The following is a 19,264-nucleotide window of genomic DNA, read 5'->3' on the forward strand; positions in this document are numbered from 1 at the left end:
CGAGCGGCGGGCGGTGGGGCAGAATTGGGCCATGCTCACGCTCCGCGGCCTCATCGTCTGCCTGCCCGATGCCCCCGCCGACGACCTCGTCGGCGTGGTGGAGGTCCTCATCGAGGAGGGCTTCTCCTTCTTCGCGCTCCCGGTGGGGGCCGGCGCTTTCGACGACATGGTGGCCATCTTCGGCGAGCGCGCCACGCTGGGGGCGCTCAGGGTGGCGTCGGTGGACCAGGTCACGGCCGCCGCTGCCGCCGGGGCGCGCTTCGTCCTCAGCGACGTGGCCTCCGGGCGGATCGCGGACGCGGCGTCGGCCCTGGAGCTGCCCTGCTATCTGAGCGCGATGACGCCGACGGAGGTGCGGGCGGCGCTGGACACCTCGGCCACCGGAGTGCTCCTGTATCCCGCTGACGTGATCGGGCACGCCATGGCTCCGCGATTGGCCGAGTTGGGGATGGCGGGTCGCGTGATTCCGCTCGGCGGGCTCGGCGCCTACGCCGCGGGGGAGTGGGGGAAGGCCGGGGCGGCAGCCGCGTGCGTGGACAACGCGCTGCTGGGCGACGCCGTGAGCGGCGGCTCGCTGTCCATGCTGCGTGACCGGTGCGGCTCCTTCCTCACCGTCGAGAATGCGATGGCCGGTAGGGCCTAGAGATCCTCCGGCATGGCCCGCGCAGGGCGCTGGCCCGGGGGCGCCTCGCCGGCCGGATCTGGGCCGAGCATCCCGTGCAGCGTCTCGGTCTGGCTCAGCGTGTCGTCGAGGAAGTCGATGGAGGTGCCCTCGTCGTCCCCGAGTCGAGAGGCCTTCGCGCCACGGAAGACCATGACCGCCGTGGCGATGAGGGCGGACCCGCCCACCACGACGGAGGCCACGAGGAACCAGGAGACGGGGCCGATGGCATCGGTCGGGGGCGTGGCAGGGGTGGTGTCATCCTCGGAGGGTGAGGGCGAGGCCGACGGTGTGGGCGTGGCAGAGGTCGACGGGGTGGGTGAGCCCGTGGGGGTGGGGGTCGCCGTGGCCACCACGGTGTGCTCGATGGCGATGGCGGCTTGGGCCTTGGCCGCGCTCAGCTGTGCCGTGCCCGCGAAGGACAGGGTCAGGGTGAGTGTGCCGGCGGGCTGCGCTTCGGGAATCGCATAGAGGGCCTCGTAGGCGCCGGTTGAGGTGGTGACGGTGAAGGACTCGTCGACCTGGCCGCCGGCGTCGGCGACGCTGATGCCGGCGGAGCCGATGCCGTTGCCGTTGGCGTCGGTCAGGCGCCCCGTGATGGTGATCACCGAGCCGTTGACGGCGCCGCCGGGGGCCTGGGCGGTGAGGGTCAGCGCGGCCGGCTTGGCGGGCTCCTGAGTGGCCGTGCCGCCGCCGTCGGTGCCCGGCTGCTGGGTGGCGCCGGGTTGTGTCGCGGTGGGCGTGGGCTTCGGCGTGGCGCCGCCGTCGTTTCCGCCGCCGTCGTTTCCGCCGCCGTTGTTCCCGTCATCGTCGTTGTTGTCGGCTGGCGTGCCCACTGTGATGGTGGTCTCGGCCCGGGCTGGGTCCACGCCGCGCGACCCGCCAAACACGACGGCCACCACGTGCTGACCGGCGGCCAGCGTGTCGGGGAGGTCGAAGTTCATGTCGAACTCGCCGTCGTTGTTGGTGCGGTCAGACTCCATCTCACGCCCGTCCAGCGTGGCCACCAGGTCTGCCCGCTTCACCGGTTCTCCCTCCGACGTGAGGGTGCCGGCAATCTCGACCTCATCACCCGCGACCGCAAAGCTCGCCTTCAGGGTGGAGGGGGCAGCGTGCGCAGGCAGTGCCAGGAGCGCGAAGACCGACACGAGGGTCGCGGCCAGGGCTGCGCGCACGGGGGTGGGGAGCATCGATGGTTCCATTCCTGCATCAGGTGGGGGAATCGTATCCGACTGCTGAGGATTTGCTGAGGACGACCACTGGGCCGACGCCGGAACGCGGGCTTGCGTTTCGCCGGTGAACACGTATCCTGAGATGAATCTTAAGGTTTCTTAAAGTTCTCAGGGAATGAGGTGGGCATGGCTGGAGCGCGACGTGCCACGATGCCAGGCGACGACGGCGACGTGGTGGAAGTCGCGGGCTCTGTGCCCGCCCGTCGCGCCGCCGGATCGGCTCCGCGCGGTGCCCTGGTGCGTCGCGTGCTGGCGCCGGTGACCTTCCTCGGTGTGGTGGGCCTGGCGGCTGCGGCCATGGCCCTCCCCGGCACCGAAGCCGGCCTCGAGCTGACGGACCCGAGCCTGGCGGCGTCCAGCCCGTTCGGTGTGTCGCGCAACTATGCCCGCCCGTCGCTCACCGCCCCCGTTTCCCCGACGCCCTCCGCGTCTACGAGCGCCGCCGCGTCGCAGACCCCGTCCGCGACACCGACCGCCTCGACAATCCCCAGCGCGACGGCCGCGGAGGTAGCGGCGACGACCGCGACCGCGAGCGTGCCCGCGGCTGTCGAGACGCCCAGCCCCGAGCCCGTGGACTACACCGCCATGCGGGAGGGCGCGGGGACCCGCTACACCACGGCCGGCGTCAACCTCCGCGTCGGTCCCGGCGTGGGCTACGACGCCCGCACCACGCTGAGCGAGGGCAGGTCCGTGCAGATCACCGAGTGGGCCGTCGACGGTTGGCGCCAGGTGGTGTGGTCGGAGAAGTCCGGCTGGATCAAGGAGAGCTTCCTGACCGAGACCAAGCCGGTGGTTGCCGCGGCCCCCTCGAAGACCGCGGCCGCATCCGGCGGCAGCTCGTCCGGATTCTCGACGGAGGCGTGCGCAGCGGCCTCCGGCATCGAGTCCGGGCTCACCTCCCGCACCCGCGCGGTCCTGCGGGCGGTGTGCGCCGAGTTCCCATCGGTTGACAGCTACGGCGGCTACCGCGCGGACAGCGGCTCGTACCACAGCTCCGGGCAGGCCATCGATGTCATGGTCTCAGGTGAGGCCGGCTGGGAGATCGCCAGGTGGGCGCGTGCCAACGCATCGTCGCTGGGTGTCATCGAGGTGCTCTACGCCCAGAAGATCTGGACGGCACAGCGCTCCGGCGACGGGTGGCGCAGCTTTTCCGACCGCGGGAGCGTCAGCGCCAACCACTACGACCACGTCCACATCAGCGTCCGCTGACCCCGGGGGAGGGTGGGCGTTGAGCAAATGGCACGGTTCGCCTATCCCTTGAACGATCAAGACCCCCTGTTTCCGCGTTGAACCCTCCCATTTGCTCAATGCCCACCCGGGCCCATGGTCGCGGGCGGAGCAGGCCCCCTAGGCTGGGGTCATGATCACTCCGGTTGACGCCACCACCACTGAAGCCTGGGCGGACCTCCGCATCCTCCACGACGCGCTCCTCCCGGACCTGCGCGGCTGGTTCGAGGCGGACCCCAACAGGGCCGCCGAGCTCACCTTCGACATGGCGGACCTCCACATCGACCTCTCCAAGAACCTCATCAACGAGGACGTCGTCGCCGCCCTCCTGCGGCTCGCCGATCAGGTCAACCTGGCTGACCGCCGCGACGCCATGTTCGACGGCGAGCGCATCAACGTCACCGAGAACCGCTCGGTCCTCCACACGGCTCTGCGGCTGCCGCGCGAGGCGAGCCTGGTCGTCGACGACCAGGACGTGGTGGCCGACGTCCACGAGGTCCTGGACCGGATGTACGCGTTCGCGGACAAGGTCCGCTCCGGCGAGTGGACGGGCGTCACCGGCCAGCGGATCGAGACGGTGGTCAACATCGGCATCGGCGGCTCAGACCTCGGGCCGGTCATGGTCTATGAGGCGCTCCTGCCCTACAAGCAGGACGGCCTCGAGTGCCGCTTCGTCTCCAACATCGACCCCAACGACTGCGCCGAGACCCTCGCGGACCTCGACCCCACCACCACCTTGTTCATCGTGGCCTCGAAGACGTTCACCACGCTCGAGACCCTCACCAACGCCCGGATGGCTCGCGACTGGTTCCTGTCCAGGCTCGCCGAGGCCGGCGTCGTCGAGGACTCCGACGAGGCCCGCCGCGGCGCCATCGCCAAGCACTTCGTGGCGGTCTCCACCGCGCTGGACAAGGTGGCCGCCTTCGGTATCGACCCCGCCAATGCCTTCGGGTTCTGGGACTGGGTGGGCGGCCGCTACTCGGTGGACTCCGCCGTCGGCCTGCCGGTTGCGATCGCCATCGGCCCGGAGGGCTTCCGCGACTTCCTTGCGGGCTTCCATGCCGTCGACGTCCACTTCCGCACCGAGGTGCCCGAGCGCAACGTGCCGCTGCTCATGGGCCTCATGAACGTCTGGTACGTCAACTTCTGGGGCGCCCACAGCCACGCCGTGTTGCCGTACGCGCAGTACCTGCACCGCTTCGCCGCGTACCTGCAGCAGCTCACCATGGAGTCCAACGGCAAGTCGGTGCGCTGGGACGGTACCCCCGTCACCACCGACACCGGCGAGATCTTCTGGGGGGAGCCCGGCACCAACGGCCAGCATGCCTTCTACCAGCTGATCCATCAGGGCACCCGCCTCATCCCGGCAGACTTCATCGCCGTGGCCAACCCGGCGCACCCCACCCTCGACGGTGACACCGACGTCCACGGCCTCTTCCTCGCCAACTTCTTCGCGCAGACCGCCGCGCTGGCCTTCGGTAAGACGGCCGACGAGGTCCGCGCGGAGGGCACCCCGGAGGCAATCGTGCCGGCCAGGGTGTTCACCGGCAACAAACCCACCACGTCCATCATGGCGCCTGCCCTCACCCCGTCTGTGGTGGGCCAGCTCATCGCGCTGTACGAGCACATCACGTTCGTGCAGGGCATCGTGTGGGGCATCGACTCCTTCGATCAGTGGGGTGTCGAGCTGGGCAAGAAGCTGGCCATGGAGATCGCGCCGGCGGTGCTGGGCAATGCCGCGGCTCTAGCCAAGCAGGACCCGTCCACCCAGTCGCTCGTGCGCTGGTACCGCGATCATCGCCTCTGAGACGCCGGCCGGGGGGCGTGGCAGACGGCGCCGTGCCGCGTTGATCCTCGGCGCCCTGCTGACCCTCGGGCTGGTCCCCGTGGTGGTCAGCGGCGTGCGGGTGGCCTGGCTGTCCCACGGGCGCACCGCCACGGTCCAGACGGTGCCCGCCCGCGACGTCGGTCTCGTTCTGGGTGCCAAGGCAGACAGGGACAGGCCCTCGGCCTTCCTGGCCGCACGCCTGGACCTTGCGCAGCGGCTCTACGAGCAGGGCAGGATCAAGGCCATCCTGGTCAGCGGTGACGGCATGGCGCGATCCAATCACGAGACCGACGTCATGCGCGACTACCTTGTTGAGCGGGGCGTCCCGGCCGAGAAGATCGTGCAGGACCCCGCTGGGTTCGACACCTACGACTCCTGCGTGCGCGCCCGCGACGTGTACGGGGTGCGGGAGCTCACCGTCATCACGCAGGACTACCACCTGGGCCGGGCCATCGCGATCTGCTCGCTGGTGGGCGTCGACGCGGTGGGTGTGGGGGACACGTCGATGCTGCGCCGCTACCCGCTCAACTGGTTCAAGGGCGTGAGCCGCGAGTGGGCGGCCAACCTCAAGATGGAGTGGGACGTGTTCTCTGCGCGCCGGCCCCAACAGGACCCGCCGGACCCGTCGCTCGGGAGCGCCGTCGAGGCCTGATGGGCTCAGCCTGGACCAACCATCCGCGCGAGGTGGTTCTGGCTTAGAATTCATGCTGTTTACAACGATGGAGGAAACCGTGACGCTCACCCTCACCGACCTGCCCGCCGCCGTCCAGGAGGAGGTGGCGCGCACCCGCGAGATCGTCGCCAAGCTGCACGCAGAGCTGCCCCGCTGGGAGCTCGTGGTCTGGACCGCCGGCAACGTCAGCCAGCGCATCCGCTGCGCCGACGTGATCGGCCAGGAACTGTTCGTGATCAAGCCGTCGGGCGTGTCCTACGACGACCTGTCCGCCGATGCGATGGTGGTCTGCACGCTCGACGGCGTGAAGATCAACGACGGCACGCCCGAGAAGCTGCAGCCCTCGAGTGACACCGCCGCCCACGCCTACGTGTACCGCAACCTGGAGCACATCGGCGGCGTGGTGCACACGCACTCCACCTATGCGACGGCGTGGGCGGCGCGCGGGGAGTCCGTGCCGTGCGTGCTGACCATGATGGCCGACGAGTTCGGCGGCGACATCCCCGTGGGCCCGTTCGCGCTGATCGGGGACGACTCGATCGGCCAGGGCATCGTCGAGACGTTGAAGGACTCCCGCAGCCGCGCCGTCCTCATGCAGAACCACGGCCCGTTCACCATCGGCAAGGACGCCCGCGACGCCGTCAAGGCGGCGGTGATGGTCGAAGAGGTTGCGCGCACGGTGCACATCGCCCGCCAGCTGGGCGAGCTGATCCCGATTCCGCAGGAGAAGATCGACTCGCTGTTCGACCGGTACCAGAACGTCTACGGGCAGCCCACCCCCGCCGGCTGAGATGCCCGCACAGCGGCCTCGAAGACCTCCTCGTCGCTCGCACGACGACGAGGCGTCACCAGATGGAGACGCCGCGACCCATCCCGTAGTAGTGCCATCCCGCGTCGCTCCATCGGCGCGGGTTCAGCACATTGCGGCCGTCGATCACATTGGGGGAGGCCGGCAGTGACACCAGCGCCGCCGGGTCAAGCTCCACGAACTCCCGCCACTGGGTGAGGACCATCACCACGTGGGCGTCGCGCACCGCCTCGTCGACGGTGTCGCTCACGTTGAGCTCCGGCTGCCGTTCGCGGAGCAGATCTCCCGCGGCGGGGTCGACGACGGCGAGCTCCGCACCCCGCGACCACAACCGTCCCGCGATGTCCAGAGCCGGCGAGTCGCGCAGGTCGTCGGTGTCGGGCTTGAACGTGATGCCCAGGACAGCCACCTTCTTGCCGGCCAGACGCCCGCCGACGGCCTGCTCCGCGAGCGAGACAGCATGGTCGCGGCGGCGCCGGTTGATGGCGTCCACCTCGCGCAGGAAGGTGAGGGCCTCGTCGACGCCGAGCTCCCCGGCGCGTGCCATGAACGCCCGGATGTCCTTGGGTAGGCAGCCGCCGCCGAAGCCGATGCCGGCCTGGAGAAACTTCTTCCCGATCCGGTCGTCGTGGCCAATGGCCTCGGCGAGCCTGGTGACGTCTCCGCCCGTGGCGTCGCACAGCTCTGCCATCGCGTTGATGAAGGAGATCTTCGTGGCCAGGAACGAGTTCGCGGCCACCTTGACCAGCTCGGCGGTCGGGTAGTTGGCCACCACCAGCGGGGTGCCCTCCGCGAGCGGACCGGCGTAGCACTCGTCGAGGATCTCCTTGGCGACGGCGCCCCGGGCCAGGTCGTCGGGCAGGCCGTAGACGAGGCGGTCGGGGTGGAGCGTGTCAGCCACCGCGTAGCCCTCGCGCAGGAACTCCGGGTTCCACGCCAGCAGCAGGCCCTTGCCGGACTCCGCCAGCGCCACCTCGATCTCCTGCGCGGTGCCCACGGGCACGGTCGACTTCCCGGCCACCAGCACCGGCCGGCCCCCGGCGGGCGCCTCCGCGTGCTCGACAATGGTCTGCACCGCCTGCCGGACGTAGGTCATGTCGGCGCCCAGCCGACCCTGAAGTTGCGGGGTGCCGACGCCGATGAAGTGGATCTCAGCGTCGCGGATCTGGGCCGGGTCGGTGGTGAACCGGAGCCGCCCTGAGGCCACATGCCTGGCAAGCAGCTCGGGGAAGTCGGGCTCGTGGAACGAGGGCTTCCCCTGGGCCAGCAGTGCCACCTTCGCCTCGTCGACGTCCAGCCCGACGACGTCGTGGCCGAGTTCGGCCATGCAGGCCGCGTGCACAGCGCCGAGATATCCGCATCCGATGACAGAGATTCGCATGGCCCTAAGGGTGCCAGACCGGACCCCCACCACAGCCGAGGACACCATGAAGAATGGTCCCATCCGGCTGGCGGGTGCCCCTTTTGGGGCCCCCCGTGGCGGAACCGGCCTGGGCAGGCAATGATGGGGTACGGGTACAACAACGGAGGTTTACATCGTGGAAAACTTGACCGCGCGCGACACCATCGAAAGTGGCAACACGTCGCTCGGCATCGAGCTGGGCTCGACCCGCATCAAGGCCGTCCTCATCGGCCCGGACCACCAGCCGCTGGCCACCGGTGGCCACGAGTGGAAGTCCAAGCTCGAGGGCGGATTCTGGACCTACGACGTCGACGCGGTCTGGGCGGGGCTGCAGGCCGCGTATGCGGACCTGGCGGCGAATGTGCAGGCCAGCCACGGCGTCGCGCTGGAGACGGTGGGCTCTATGGGCTTCTCCGCCATGATGCACGGCTACATGGCCTTCGACGCGGCCGGCGAGCTGCTGGTGCCCTTCCGGACCTGGCAGAACACCACCACGGGCCAGGCGGCCCACGCCCTCACGCGGCTGTTCCAGCACAACATCCCGCAGCGGTGGAGCATCGCGCACCTCTACCAGGCATTCCTCGGCGCGGAGGAGCATGTCGGCTCGATCGATTACCTGACCACACTGGCCGGCTACGTCCACTGGCGCCTCACGGGCGAGCGCTCCCTGGGCGTCGGCGATGCGAGCGGCATGTTCCCCATCGACACCACCACCGGCCAGTTCGACACAGACATGCTCGCCCAGTTCGACGACCTCGTGGCGGATCGGGGCTACGGCTGGAAGCTGGCCGACATCCTCCCCGCCGTGCTGCCTGCCGGGCAGAGCGCCGGAGCGCTCACCGACGAGGGCGCCCGCCTGCTTGACCCGTCGGGCCGGCTCCGGGCCGGGATCCCGTTCGCCCCGGCAGAGGGCGACGCGGGCACCGGGATGGTGGCCACCAACTCCGTCGCCCGTCGCACCGCCAACGTGTCCGCGGGCACCAGCATCTTCGCCATGGTGGTGCTCGAGGGGCCGTTGAAGGCCCTCCACGAGGAGATCGACCTGGTCACGACCCCGGCCGGCGACCTCGTCGCCATGGCGCACTGCAACAACGGCGCCGTCGACCTGCAGGCGTGGGTGGGTCTGTTCGGCGAGGCCGCCGCGGCGCTCGGCGCCCAGGTGGACACCAACGCGCTGTTCCAGACGCTCTACACGGCCGCCCTCGACGGCGACGCCGACGGCGGCGGCATGTTGGCCTACAACTACCTGGCCGGCGAGCACGTCGTCGGCCTGGAGGCGGGTCGGCCGATGTTCGTGCGGACCCCGCACAGCTCGTTCACGCTGGCCAACTTCATGCGCACCCACCTGTTCGCGGCGCTCGGGGCGCTGCGGGTGGGGATGGACATCCTGCTCAAGGATGAGGGCGTGGAGCTTGACTCGATGTTCGCCCATGGTGGCCTGTTCAAGACCAAGGGTGTGGCGCAGCGGTTCCTGGCCGCCGCCATGAACACGCCGGTCTCGGTCGGCGAGGTCGCGGGGGAGGGCGGCGCCTGGGGCATGGCGCTACTCGCCGCGTTCCAGCGCTCCGGCGAGGGGCCGCTGGCGGACTGGCTGGCGTCGTCGGTGTTCGGCGGTGCCGAGATCGAGACCGAGCAGCCTGTCCCTGCCGACGTGGAGGGCTTCGACGTCTTCATGGAACGCTACCGCGCAGGTCTCGCGATCGAGAGGGCTGCGGTGGACTCGCTGCACTGAGGCGCGGGCGCTCCCGCTCCGGCCCGCCGAGGGGTGAGGAGCGGAGCCCCGGACCTCACCCCCCCAACCACGCAACCCCGCGGAACGCGGGTCGGGTGACGTCGTGGGCGGCGAGGCGGCGCCGGCTTGGGGCCGTCGCGCCGTCAATGCGAGAATGTCGCCCATGCAATCCCTCCCCGCGCTCCTCGACACCCGTCTCCGGGACCTCACCGGCGTCGACCCCGAGATGCGTCCGGCCACCAAGCCCCAGTTCGGGCACTTCCAGTCCAACGTCGCGCTGCGCCTCGCCAAGAAGGAGGGGCGCCCGCCCCGCGAGGTCGCCGCAGACATCGTCGCCCGGCTGGACGTCGAGGACCTGTGCGAGCCGCTGGACATCGCCGGCCCCGGCTTCATCAACTTCCGCATGCGCTCCGACGTTCTCGCCGCCGCGGCAACCGCCCTCCTCGAGGATCCCCACGGGGGCCTCAACCCGGTGGCCTACCCGCAGCGCGTGGTCATCGACTACTCGGCCCCCAACGTGGCCAAGCAGATGCACGTCGGTCACCTGCGCACCACCATCATCGGGGACTGCTTCAACCGGGTCCTCAGCGCCCTCGGCCACACCGTCATCCCCCAGAACCACATCGGAGACTGGGGCACGCAGTTCGGCATGCTGATCGAGCAGGTCCTCGACGAGGGCATCGACGCCGGTGCGCTCACCCTCGACGAGGCCGACGCCCTCTACAAGCGGGCCGCGGCCCGCTTCCGCGAGGACGAGGAGTTCGCCACCAGGGCCCGCGCCCGCGTGTCGGTGTTCCAGGGCGGCGACGAGGAGTCGCTGGCCATCTGGCGCCAACTCGTCGAGATCTCCAAGCCCGCCTTCAACGAGGCCTACCGCCGCCTCGGCATCCTGCTCACCGACGACGACCTCGCCGGCGAATCCACCTACAACGACGACCTCCCGGTCCTGGTGAAGGAACTCGAAGAGTCCGGGGTCGCGGTGGTCGACGACGGCGCGCTGTGCGTGTTCGTCGAAGGCTTCGAGGCCCCGCTCATCGTCCGGAAGAGCGACGGCGGCTACGGCTATGCCACCACGGACCTCGCGGCCATCCGCCGTCGGGTCCGCGAGCTGAAGGCGGACCGGATCATCTACGTCACCGACGCCCGCCAGGGCGGCCACTTCGCCCAGATGTTCGCCGCCGCCCGCAAGGCCGGCTTCCTCCCCGGCGACGTGACGGCCCAGCACGTCGGCTACGGCATGGTGCTCGGGCGCGACGGCAAGCCGTTCAAGACCCGCGACGGCTCGGCCGCCACCCTCGGCTCCCTGCTGGACGCCGCCGAGGAGGTGGCCGCCCCCAACATCGCGTTGGCGGCCATCAAGTACGCCGACCTCTCCAACGGCCTGCAGAAGGACTACACCTTCGACGCCGAGCGCATGGTGCAGACCACCGGCGACACGGGCCCGTACCTGCAGTACGCGCATGCGCGCGTCAGCCAGATCCTGCGCAAGGCGGAGGCCGAGGGCATCGGCTGGGGCTCGGTGACCACCCTCGACGAGCCGGCCGAGCAGCAGCTGGCCCTCAGGCTGAGCGGCTTCGGTGACGTGGTCGACGAGGTGGCCCAGTCCCTGCAGCCCCACAAGCTGTGCGCCTACCTCTACGACCTGGCCGGCGCGCTGGCCACCTTCTACGAGGCGTGCCCCGTGCTCCGGTCCGAGGGCGACGTGCGCTCCTCGCGGTTGGCGCTGTGCGCGGCCACGCAGCAGGTCCTCGCCCGCGGCCTGCACCTCCTGGGGATCGACGCGCCAGAACGCATGTGACGCCCCGACGGCGGGCCACCCTGATGGGTGCCCGCCGTCGAAGCGTTGGTGTGTGGTCTGAGGGCTACTCGGTATCTGCCACGTCGGCCGGGTTGGCGTCTGCCACCGCCGGGATCATCGACAGCACGTCGGGGTGCTCGACGGCGTCCTTCGCGGCCAGCGCCGCGCCGATGATGCCGGCCCGGTTGCGCAGCTTCGCCGGAACCATGGGGGTCTTCAGCTTCAGGAGCGGGCCCCACTTGTCCCAGTCCTTGGAGACGCCGCCCCCCGTGACGAACAGATCCGGGGAGAACAGCATCTCGATGTGGCTGTAGTACGGCTGGAGACGCTCGGTGGCCCACTCCTCGTAGCTGAGCCCCTCCTTGTCCTTGATCGACGACGCGGCCCGCTTCTCCGCGTCGTGGCCGTCGAGCTCGATGTGGCCGAGCTCCGCATTCGGGATGAGGACCCCGCGGTAGATGATCGCCGCGCCGATGCCGGTGCCCAGCGTGGTGAGGATGACCAGGCCCGGGTGGTCCTTCGCGGCGCCGAAGTGCACCTCGGCGAGACCCGCGGCGTCGGCGTCGTTGACGAGGACCACCTTGCGGCCCAGCTTGTCCTCGAAGTACTCGTCGGCCTTGAACCCGCTCCACTTCTGGTCCAGGTTGGCCATGAACGGCACCCGCCCGTGCAGCACCGGCGCGGGGATGGTCAGCCCCACCGGGTTGTCGCCGATGACTCCCGCGAAGTGCTCGATGATCTCGCCGACCACGGCGGCGACGGCCTTCGGGGTGGACTTCTCGGGAGTGGGGATCCGCAGGCGGTCAGCCGCGAAGTCTCCCCGCTCCAGATCAACGGGCGCGCCCTTGATGCCCGAACCGCCAACGTCGATACCCAGGAAGATGCTCATGCGCGAAATCGTAGCGTGAGCGCCACCGGTGTAGGCAGCGGCTTCCGGATCAGGCTACCGAGACAGCGGCACGGGCCGCCCGGCCACGGGCCAGCTGCTCGTCGAACAGCCGCCGTGCCACCGAATCATCCAGGTGGTACAGGCGCAGCGACACCGGCCCGTCGGTGGTGTGCACCGCGATGGTGGCGAGCCTCAGCTTCCGCTGGACGGGGCCCTGGTGCAGCGACAGGGACTGCATCCGTCGGTGGGGCACGATCGACATCGCGTGCTCGATGAGCCCGTGATGGGCCACCAGCACATCCTCGCCCACGCCCCACGTGTGCTGCGCGTGGGAGAACGGGGTGAGCCAGCGCGCCCGGTCCGGCTGCGGAGTCGGCTGGATCAGGTTCAGGTCCATCTCCGGCCAGATGGCGTGCAGCACCGTCATCACGTCGGGCCACGTCCCGAACGGGAGCACGATCGAGTTCGACGAGCCGCTCTCCTCGCCGCCCGGATCTCCGTAGCCGAGCACGGTGACCGTCACCCGGTACAGCCCGGTGAGGCGCTGCAGCAGGTCCTGGTGGATGACCACCCCCTGGATGCGGTCCGGGCGCAGCCCCTGGGCGGTGGTGGACCCGAGCCCCCGGGAGATGCGCAGGGTGTCCCCCCGACGCGTCATCCGGAAACCCCAGTTGCGGCCCACGTTGGACCACGCCCACCCGCCGAAGGCCAGCAGGGCGCCGAAGGCGGTGATCGACGTCTCGGACCAGAGCGACATCCCCACCACGAGGCCGGCCACCAGCAGGGCGGCCACGGCGGGCGAGGACACCGCAGTGCCCAGGATCAGCGTGGCCGGGGTGACGGCGTGGATCAGGTCTTCCGGCTCGTCGTCGACCGTCGATGACGCAACGGCCTCTGGGGCCTCGATGCCGTCGGGTGTCGAGACGGGCACGCGTCCGCGCCTGGCCAGGCTCATCCGGGCCAGCAGATGCTCGCGCAGCGATTCGGCCCGCGACTTCGTGAGGAAAGCCAGCGTCAGGCCTCCGGCACCGCCCACGTCGATGTGCACCTTCGCGAGGCCGAGGAGCCGCGCGACGAGGGGCTGGGCGATGTCCACCGACTGCACCTTCGTGTAGTCCAGCCTCGACGACGAGCGCGAGATGAACGCCCGCTCCACGCGGAACTCCTCATCGTCGACGATGAACGCCGTGGTCTTCCACGCGAAGATGCCGTACACCCCGGCCACCAGGGCCGCACCCAGCGCCATGAGGCCGAAGAGAAGCGCCTGCCTCGACAGGTCCGCCAGTCCGTTGTCCAGCTCCCGGACCAGGAACACCAGCGACGCAGCCAGCACGATCCCGCTGTGCGCCAGACCGGTCAGCGGGCTGGGATGCTCCACCACCTTGGGGGGCGCATCCGGGACCGGGACGACGGGCACTGGGGTGAAATCGGTCATCAGATCCCGGCCTGCTGGGTCTCCCCGCGCTCGATGAGACGGTTGCGCAGCGCCGCCGCATCGTCTGGGGCGAGGCCGGGAATGGACACGCTGCCCTGCGTCGAGGAGGTGATCATCTCCACCGTCGCCAGCTTGAACAGGCGGTCGATCGGGCCCGAGTGGAGCTGGACCAGCTGCATCCGGCCGTAGGGCACACAGACCAGGCGGCGGTAGAAGAGGCCGCTGGTGAGGTAGACGTCCGTGTCACGCTCGGCGTAGCCCCACCGTCGGAAGGCCCGCGGAGCGCGGATGAGCCGCCAGGAGAGCAGCGCCGCCCAGACGGCCACCACCGCCCAGCCCAGCCACGACGGGCCGAACAGGAAGGCGACGACGGCCGGGGCCACGAACATCAGCGTCCACACCACGGGGATGAGGATCAGCTTCATCCGGAGATAGTTGGGGGAGAGGCGCTGCCAGTGCGTGTCCGGCGGGGCGAAGAGGGTCTCGCTCACCGGATGAACCGCTCGTAGCGACGGCGGTCCATACCAGGCCCGTACACCTTCAGCTCGCCCATGAACACCGTGCCGATCAGATTGATCCGGATGCCGTCCGGGCGGGGCATCAACCCCTGAACCTTCGATTCGGCCATGATCAGACTCATCCCCGACAGGTTCACGTCCACGCCCTCAGGCACGCGGATCTTCACCTCGCACAGGCCGCCGCCGACGTGCAGGGTGACCTCGCGCTGTTCGAAGGCCGCCCCGATCAGATCCAGGCGGATCTCGCCCAGCCAGGCGTTGAGCTGGACGGAGGAGCCCACCAGGGCCACGCGGCCCGGGTTGTAGGTGGACATGAAGGAGTTGCCGCCGGTGAAGGCGCCGGCGGTGAGGACGCCGGGCGGGGGTGTCGCGGGGAGGTGCGGGGGTACGGGCGACGGCGCGGAGTAGTGGGGTGCAGGAGCCATCGGGGCGGGTCGTTCGAACGCGACGAGGTCCGTCGTGAGGCCGTTCAGGTCGCCGAAGGTCTTCGCGTCGTAGGCGCGTGCGATCCGCTCGGCGTGCTCGTCGAAGGTGAGGCGGCCGTCTGCGTAGGCGGTGTTGAGCAGTGTCGCGACGACCTCGCGGTCCTGGTCTGCGCAGCGCAGCACGTCGAGGCGGTTCGGTTCGGACATACCCCCAGTCTAGGACCGTCTCCGTTCGGCAAAATCCCTGGTGGACCCGTCTGCGGCTTGTGGTCGAGCTGGCGGTGGGTGGTGGGGGCCGGGCCGCCCATGATGCCGGCGGCGGCGCTTCGCGCAGCCACGCCGTCATCAACGCCCACCCAACCTGCCCCGACCCCCACCACCCACCGCCTGCGATCGTCTCCCGCGCCCGCTGGGTGAGTCCACTGTCGCCTCGGGCGGCGCCGCTCTACCGCCGGTTGAGCCGGTCGGGCGCGGAGCGCCGCCGACCGCGTCGAAACTTCTGGCGCACGGTGCGGTGTCGCGGTGTCGCGGCGCAGTCTCAAGTGGTGATGTGGGCTCGGCCCCGGTGGTTGGGATTCACCGCGGGTGCGAGGCCCGCTCGGTAGGGTTGGGCCACGACACGAGGAGGCCTGTGATGGGTGCGAAGAAGCGAGTGGGGATCCTGACCGCGGGCGGAGACTCGCCCGGCCTGAACGCCGCCATCCGGGGTTTCGGAAAGTCCGCGATCGGCGAGCACGGCATGGAGCTGATCGGTTTCCGCGACGGCATCCGCGGGCTCGCCGAGGACCGCTGGCAGGTTCTCGACGCCTCCGCACTGTCCGGCATCCTCACCATCGGGGGCACCGTGCTCGGCACGTCGCGTGACAAGCCACACAAGATGATGGTCGACGGCGAGGTCCGCGACATGGTGCCCACCATCATCGAGAACTTCGAGAAGAACAAGCTCGACGCGCTGGTGTGCATCGGCGGCGGCGGCACGGCCAAGAACGCCAACCGGCTCATGCAGGCTGGCCTCAACGTCATCCATCTGCCCAAGACCATCGACAACGACATCGCCCACACCGACACCAGCTTCGGCTTCTCCACGGCGCTGGGCATCGCGACGGAGGCCATCGACCGGCTGCATTCGACGGCCCACTCCCACCACCGCGTGATCATCGCCGAGATCATGGGCCACAAGGCCGGCTGGCTGGCGCTCGGGTCGGGGATCGCGGGCGGCGCGGACATCATCCTCATCCCAGAGATCCCCTACGACATCGACTCGATGGCCGCCTCCATCAAGAAGCGCGCCCAGTCCGGCCGCAACTTCTCCGTGATCGCCATCGCCGAGGGTGCCCGCGACATTCAGGACACCGCGGACCTGCAGGCGGCCGAGGCACTGAAGAAGGCCGCGTCCTCGCCGGAGGCCAAGTCGGCCGCTGCGGCCCACAAGGCCTCCATCGAGGCGAGCCACCGCGACAACGCGTTCAAGGTGGCCACCGCACTTGAGCAGGCCACGGGCCTCGAGTCCCGCGTCACCATCCTCGGCTACGTCCAGCGCGGCGGCATCCCGGACGCCAACGACAGGCTGCTGGGCACCCTGCTCGGCTCAGCGGGCGCGGACCTCGTCGCTGCGGGGGAGTACGGCGTGACGGTGGCGTCGCAGGCAGGCGAGGCGGTCCCCGTGCCCTTGGGTGAGGTGGCTGGAAACCTGAAGGTCGTGCCCAAGGATCACGCCTGGATCAGAGCCGCCCGCGGAGTGGGCACCGGGCTCGGGGACTGACCTGCAGGAATCTATCCAGAGCGCGGCGTCTGTGTATATACACAGATACCGCGCTCTGGGTAGATTCCTGCAGGGCCGGGCGGGAGCGCCACCCGTGAAGCGGGTGGTCAGCGGGTGGCCTCGGCCAGCAGCTCAAGGATATGAACGTAGGTGCGGCCCGTCGCCCGCGACATCGCGATCTCGCACGTCCGGTTGAGCGACGCGTAGGCGAAGAACCCGTCCTTGACCTCCGCAGCCTGGTCCCGGGTTGCGCTCTCGGTCAGCTCGGGGTGCAGCAGGCCCCGGTCTCCGGCGAACCCGCAGCATCCCCACGACGGCGGAACCGTCACCTCGTCGCTGATGAACTCCGCGATCCGGCGCAGGTCGTCGTTGACGTCCATCCGCGTCGACGAGCATGTCGGGTGCAGCACCAGCGACGGCAGGGAGCGGGTCACCTCCAGGCGCGGCACCAGCTGCTGCGCGGCGAACGTCACCACGTCCACGACGGTGGGGGTCCAGCCCTCCGTCATCCGCGTCAACGCGTCCGTGCAGCTGGAGGCGTCCACCACGACGGTGGCGTTGCCGCCCCATTTCAGCGCCGAGCGGACGCGGCGCTGCATCGTCTCGTAACCGTCGGTGTAGCCCTTGGCCCGCCAGGGCGAGCCGCAGCACAGCCCCTCGGCGTCGAGCAGCGACACCGGCACGCCCGCCCGCACGCACAGCTCGTTGAAGGCGGAGAACACGCCCTGCCCCGTCGGGGCGAACATCGTCTGCAGGCAGGACGGGAAGTACACGGCCGCGACGCCGGGGCGGGGACGGTCGCGGCGACGGGGCCTCCTGCGCAGCCCGGAGCCCCGGGGGAGGTCCTCGTCGTACCCGGGGATGGCGTCCTCGCCCAGCGCCCTGCGCCCGAGCCTGGTGGCGGCGGTGGCCAGGGGCCCCGTCGACTTCGCCACGGTGAGGGCGGCCGAGCCCATCCGCGTGGCGAGGCCCCACGTGCGGGCTGCCTGATTCCACGCGCGCTTCTCGACGCCGCCCACCCGCTCCTCGCGCTGGCGGCGGACCAGGTCTCCGGTGTTGATGCCTAATGGGCACGCCACCTCGCACATGCCGTCGACGGCGCACGTGTCGATGGCCGCATAGTCGTACTCCTCGGCCACCTGACGCAGGAGCTCCACGTCGTCCTTCCGGGCGGTCAGCTCGCGGCGCAGCACGATCCGCTGCCGGGGCGTGAGGGTGAGGTCCCGTGACGGGCACACCGGCTCACAGAAGCCGCACTCGATGCACGCATCGACCTCGGGCTCGATGGTGGGCATGAGCTTGAGGTCCTTGAGGTGCGCATCCGGGTCATCGGAGATGAGGACGCCCGGGTTGAGCACCCCGGCCCGGTCGAACAGGTGCTTGATCTCGCGCATCACCTCATACAGCTCGTCGCCGTATTGGTCGCGCAGGAAGGGCGCCATGGCGCGCCCGGTGCCGTGCTCCGCCTTGAGGACCCCGTGGTGGCGGAGGGTGAGGCGCACCAACTGGCGGGTGAACTTGCGGTAGCGCAGAAGGCCGGCGGGGTCGTCGAAGCGCTCGCTGAGCAGGAAGTGGATATTGCCGTCGCGGCCGTGCGCGAACAGCGGCGCGTCGTCGTACCCGTGGCGCTGAAGGAGGTCCGCGAGGTCGCGGCAGGTGGCGGCGAACTCCTTCGGGGGCACGCAGATGTCCTCGAGCAGGGTGGTGGAGCCTGAGGGGCGGGCTCCGGCGACCAGCGCGTACAGCCCGCGGCGCAGCTCGACGAGTGCGTTGCGGTGGCGGACCTCCGTGGTCAGCTCCACGCTGCCCACCACGTCGAGCCCGGTGAGCTCGGCTGCTGCCGCGTCGAGGCGCGCGGCCAGGACCTGCTCGTCCACCTCGTGCAGCTCGACGAGCAGCGCGGCCTCGGTGGTCAGCTCACGTTCGCGGAGCAGCGCCGGTGCCCCGGGCTGCGTGCGCGCCACGCGGAGCGAGGCGGCGTCCATCAGCTCGATGGCCTCGAATCCGTGCTCGACGAGCCCCTGCACCGCGGCGGTGGCGGCGTCGAGGGTGGGGAACAGCGCCAGCGCGGCCGCCGTGTGCGGGGCCAGGGGGACCGTGCGGAACGTGGCCTCGGCCACGAAGCCGAGGGTGCCCTCGTTGCCGATGAGGAGGTGCGCGATGATGTCGACGGGTCGGTGGAACTCGAGCAGCGCGTTGAGGCCGTAGCCCATGGTGTTCTTGATGGCGAACAGCCGGTTGATGTCCGCGATGGACGACGGTGTGGTCCGCAACCGCTTGCGCAGCATGTGCAGCCCGCCCACCAGTGGGGTCTCCTCGAGGCGCAGCGTGATGTCCGCCGTCGGGTCCGCGGTGTCGACGATCCGGCCGCTGGGCAGCACGAAAACCATGGATTCGAGCGTGTGGTAGCTGTTCTGCGCCACGCCCGAGAGCATGCCGCTGGAGTTGTTGGCGACCATGCCCCCGATGGTGCAGGCGATGTCGCTGGTGGGGTCCGGCCCGAGGCGACGACCGTGGCGCGCGAGCCGGGCGTTGACCGCCCGCAGTGTCGCTCCGGCCCCCGCGCGGACCCGGGCGCCGCCGTCGAGGACCTCGATGTCGCGGAAGTGGCGGCGCACGTCGACGAGCAGCCCCGACGTGATGGCCTGCCCGCAGAGGCTGGTGCCGCCGGCCCGGAAGGTGATCGGCTGGCGGGTTTCCACGGCGTGGACCATCAGCGCCGCCACGTCCTCCACCGTCTCCGGGGTGACCACCCCGGAGGGCATCAGGAGGAAGGGCGAGGCATCGTGAGCCATGGCGAGGCGGGTGAGGGCGCGCTGATCCGGCTCGATTCCGGTCTGTGCCCTACCCACGTCGTTCAGCCTACCCAGGGTG

The 19,264-nt window shown here is 70.2% G+C and carries 15 protein-coding genes; 8 read left to right on the plus strand and 7 right to left on the minus strand.

From position 1 onward, the window contains the following. Positions 1-31 precede the first annotated feature (31 nt). Positions 32-643, plus strand: coding sequence for a hypothetical protein (locus tag ACZK39_RS14320; RefSeq protein ID WP_459056100.1), 612 nt, complete (start codon positions 32-34; stop codon positions 641-643). Here ACZK39_RS14320 and ACZK39_RS14325 read toward each other — a convergent pair. Then, positions 640-1,851 (minus strand): hypothetical protein, encoded by a 1,212-nt coding sequence (locus ACZK39_RS14325; RefSeq protein ID WP_463613686.1) that lies wholly within the window; start codon positions 1,849-1,851, stop codon positions 640-642. The two genes, ACZK39_RS14320 and ACZK39_RS14325, sit on opposite strands and share 4 nt — an antisense overlap. 168 nt (positions 1,852-2,019) lie before the next feature. Here ACZK39_RS14325 and ACZK39_RS14330 point away from each other — a divergent pair, with 168 nt between their 5' ends. From ACZK39_RS14330 to ACZK39_RS14345, 4 genes are all read left to right on the plus strand, one after another. Further along, positions 2,020-3,102 carry a VldE C-terminal domain-containing protein gene (locus tag ACZK39_RS14330; RefSeq protein ID WP_182783353.1) on the plus strand — a complete coding sequence of 361 codons (1,083 nt, stop codon included), beginning with the start codon at positions 2,020-2,022 and terminating at the stop codon, positions 3,100-3,102. A gap of 151 nt (positions 3,103-3,253) precedes the next feature. Continuing rightward, positions 3,254-4,927 (plus strand): glucose-6-phosphate isomerase, encoded by a 1,674-nt coding sequence (gene pgi / locus ACZK39_RS14335; RefSeq protein WP_463613687.1) that lies wholly within the window; start codon positions 3,254-3,256, stop codon positions 4,925-4,927. Positions 4,928-4,967: 40 nt separating this feature from the next. Further along, positions 4,968-5,600 carry a SanA/YdcF family protein gene (locus tag ACZK39_RS14340; RefSeq protein ID WP_182799225.1) on the plus strand — a complete coding sequence of 211 codons (633 nt, stop codon included), beginning with the start codon at positions 4,968-4,970 and terminating at the stop codon, positions 5,598-5,600. A gap of 67 nt (positions 5,601-5,667) precedes the next feature. Then, positions 5,668-6,411, plus strand: a complete 744-nt coding sequence (locus ACZK39_RS14345) for an L-ribulose-5-phosphate 4-epimerase (protein WP_463613718.1) — start codon at positions 5,668-5,670, stop codon at positions 6,409-6,411. A gap of 55 nt (positions 6,412-6,466) precedes the next feature. Here ACZK39_RS14345 and ACZK39_RS14350 read toward each other — a convergent pair whose 3' ends face one another. Then, a complete protein-coding gene (locus tag ACZK39_RS14350; RefSeq protein ID WP_463613688.1) occupies positions 6,467-7,810 on the minus strand; it encodes a UDP-glucose dehydrogenase family protein in 1,344 nt (447 codons plus the stop codon). A 157-nt stretch (positions 7,811-7,967) separates the two neighbouring features. Between ACZK39_RS14350 and ACZK39_RS14355 the strand changes: the two genes are divergently transcribed. Together ACZK39_RS14355 and argS are read left to right on the plus strand one after the other, a co-directional pair. Beyond that, positions 7,968-9,563 carry a xylulokinase gene (locus ACZK39_RS14355; protein ID WP_463613689.1) on the plus strand — a complete coding sequence of 532 codons (1,596 nt, stop codon included), beginning with the start codon at positions 7,968-7,970 and terminating at the stop codon, positions 9,561-9,563. Positions 9,564-9,726: 163 nt separating this feature from the next. Next, the gene (argS, locus tag ACZK39_RS14360; RefSeq protein ID WP_182799222.1) at positions 9,727-11,361 is read left to right on the plus strand and encodes an arginine--tRNA ligase; all 1,635 of its coding nucleotides are present in this window, start codon (positions 9,727-9,729) and stop codon (positions 11,359-11,361) included. A 64-nt stretch (positions 11,362-11,425) separates the two neighbouring features. On the opposite strand, the gene ppgK is transcribed toward argS, so the two are convergent. Genes ppgK through ACZK39_RS14380 form a run of 4 tightly spaced genes read right to left on the minus strand, consistent with a single transcriptional unit; the run spans position 11,426 to position 14,835 of the window. Beyond that, the gene (gene ppgK / locus ACZK39_RS14365; RefSeq protein WP_463613690.1) at positions 11,426-12,250 is read right to left on the minus strand and encodes a polyphosphate--glucose phosphotransferase; all 825 of its coding nucleotides are present in this window, start codon (positions 12,248-12,250) and stop codon (positions 11,426-11,428) included. A 49-nt stretch (positions 12,251-12,299) separates the two neighbouring features. After that, positions 12,300-13,685: a PH domain-containing protein gene (locus tag ACZK39_RS14370; RefSeq protein WP_463613691.1), complete on the minus strand. Its 1,386-nt coding sequence runs from the start codon at positions 13,683-13,685 to the stop codon at positions 12,300-12,302. Next, complete coding sequence (locus ACZK39_RS14375; RefSeq protein WP_182781947.1) at positions 13,685-14,176, minus strand: PH domain-containing protein; 492 nt, start codon at positions 14,174-14,176, stop codon at positions 13,685-13,687. The genes ACZK39_RS14370 and ACZK39_RS14375 overlap by 1 nt, the downstream gene beginning before the upstream one ends. Beyond that, on the minus strand, positions 14,173-14,835 hold the full coding sequence (locus ACZK39_RS14380; RefSeq protein ID WP_182781948.1) for a DUF1707 SHOCT-like domain-containing protein: 663 nt from the start codon (positions 14,833-14,835) through the stop codon (positions 14,173-14,175). Before ACZK39_RS14380 ends, ACZK39_RS14375 begins: the two co-directional genes overlap by 4 nt. Before the next feature lie 427 nt (positions 14,836-15,262). Here ACZK39_RS14380 and ACZK39_RS14385 point away from each other — a divergent pair, with 427 nt between their 5' ends. Continuing rightward, entirely contained in the window at positions 15,263-16,390 is a 1,128-nt protein-coding gene (locus tag ACZK39_RS14385; RefSeq protein ID WP_463613692.1) for a 6-phosphofructokinase, read from the plus strand. A 107-nt stretch (positions 16,391-16,497) separates the two neighbouring features. Here ACZK39_RS14385 and ACZK39_RS14390 read toward each other — a convergent pair whose 3' ends face one another. Continuing rightward, entirely contained in the window at positions 16,498-19,242 is a 2,745-nt protein-coding gene (locus ACZK39_RS14390) for an FAD-binding and (Fe-S)-binding domain-containing protein (RefSeq protein WP_463613693.1), read from the minus strand. Positions 19,243-19,264 lie beyond the last annotated feature (22 nt).

This window comes from Tessaracoccus luoxuelianae, assembly GCF_055326245.1.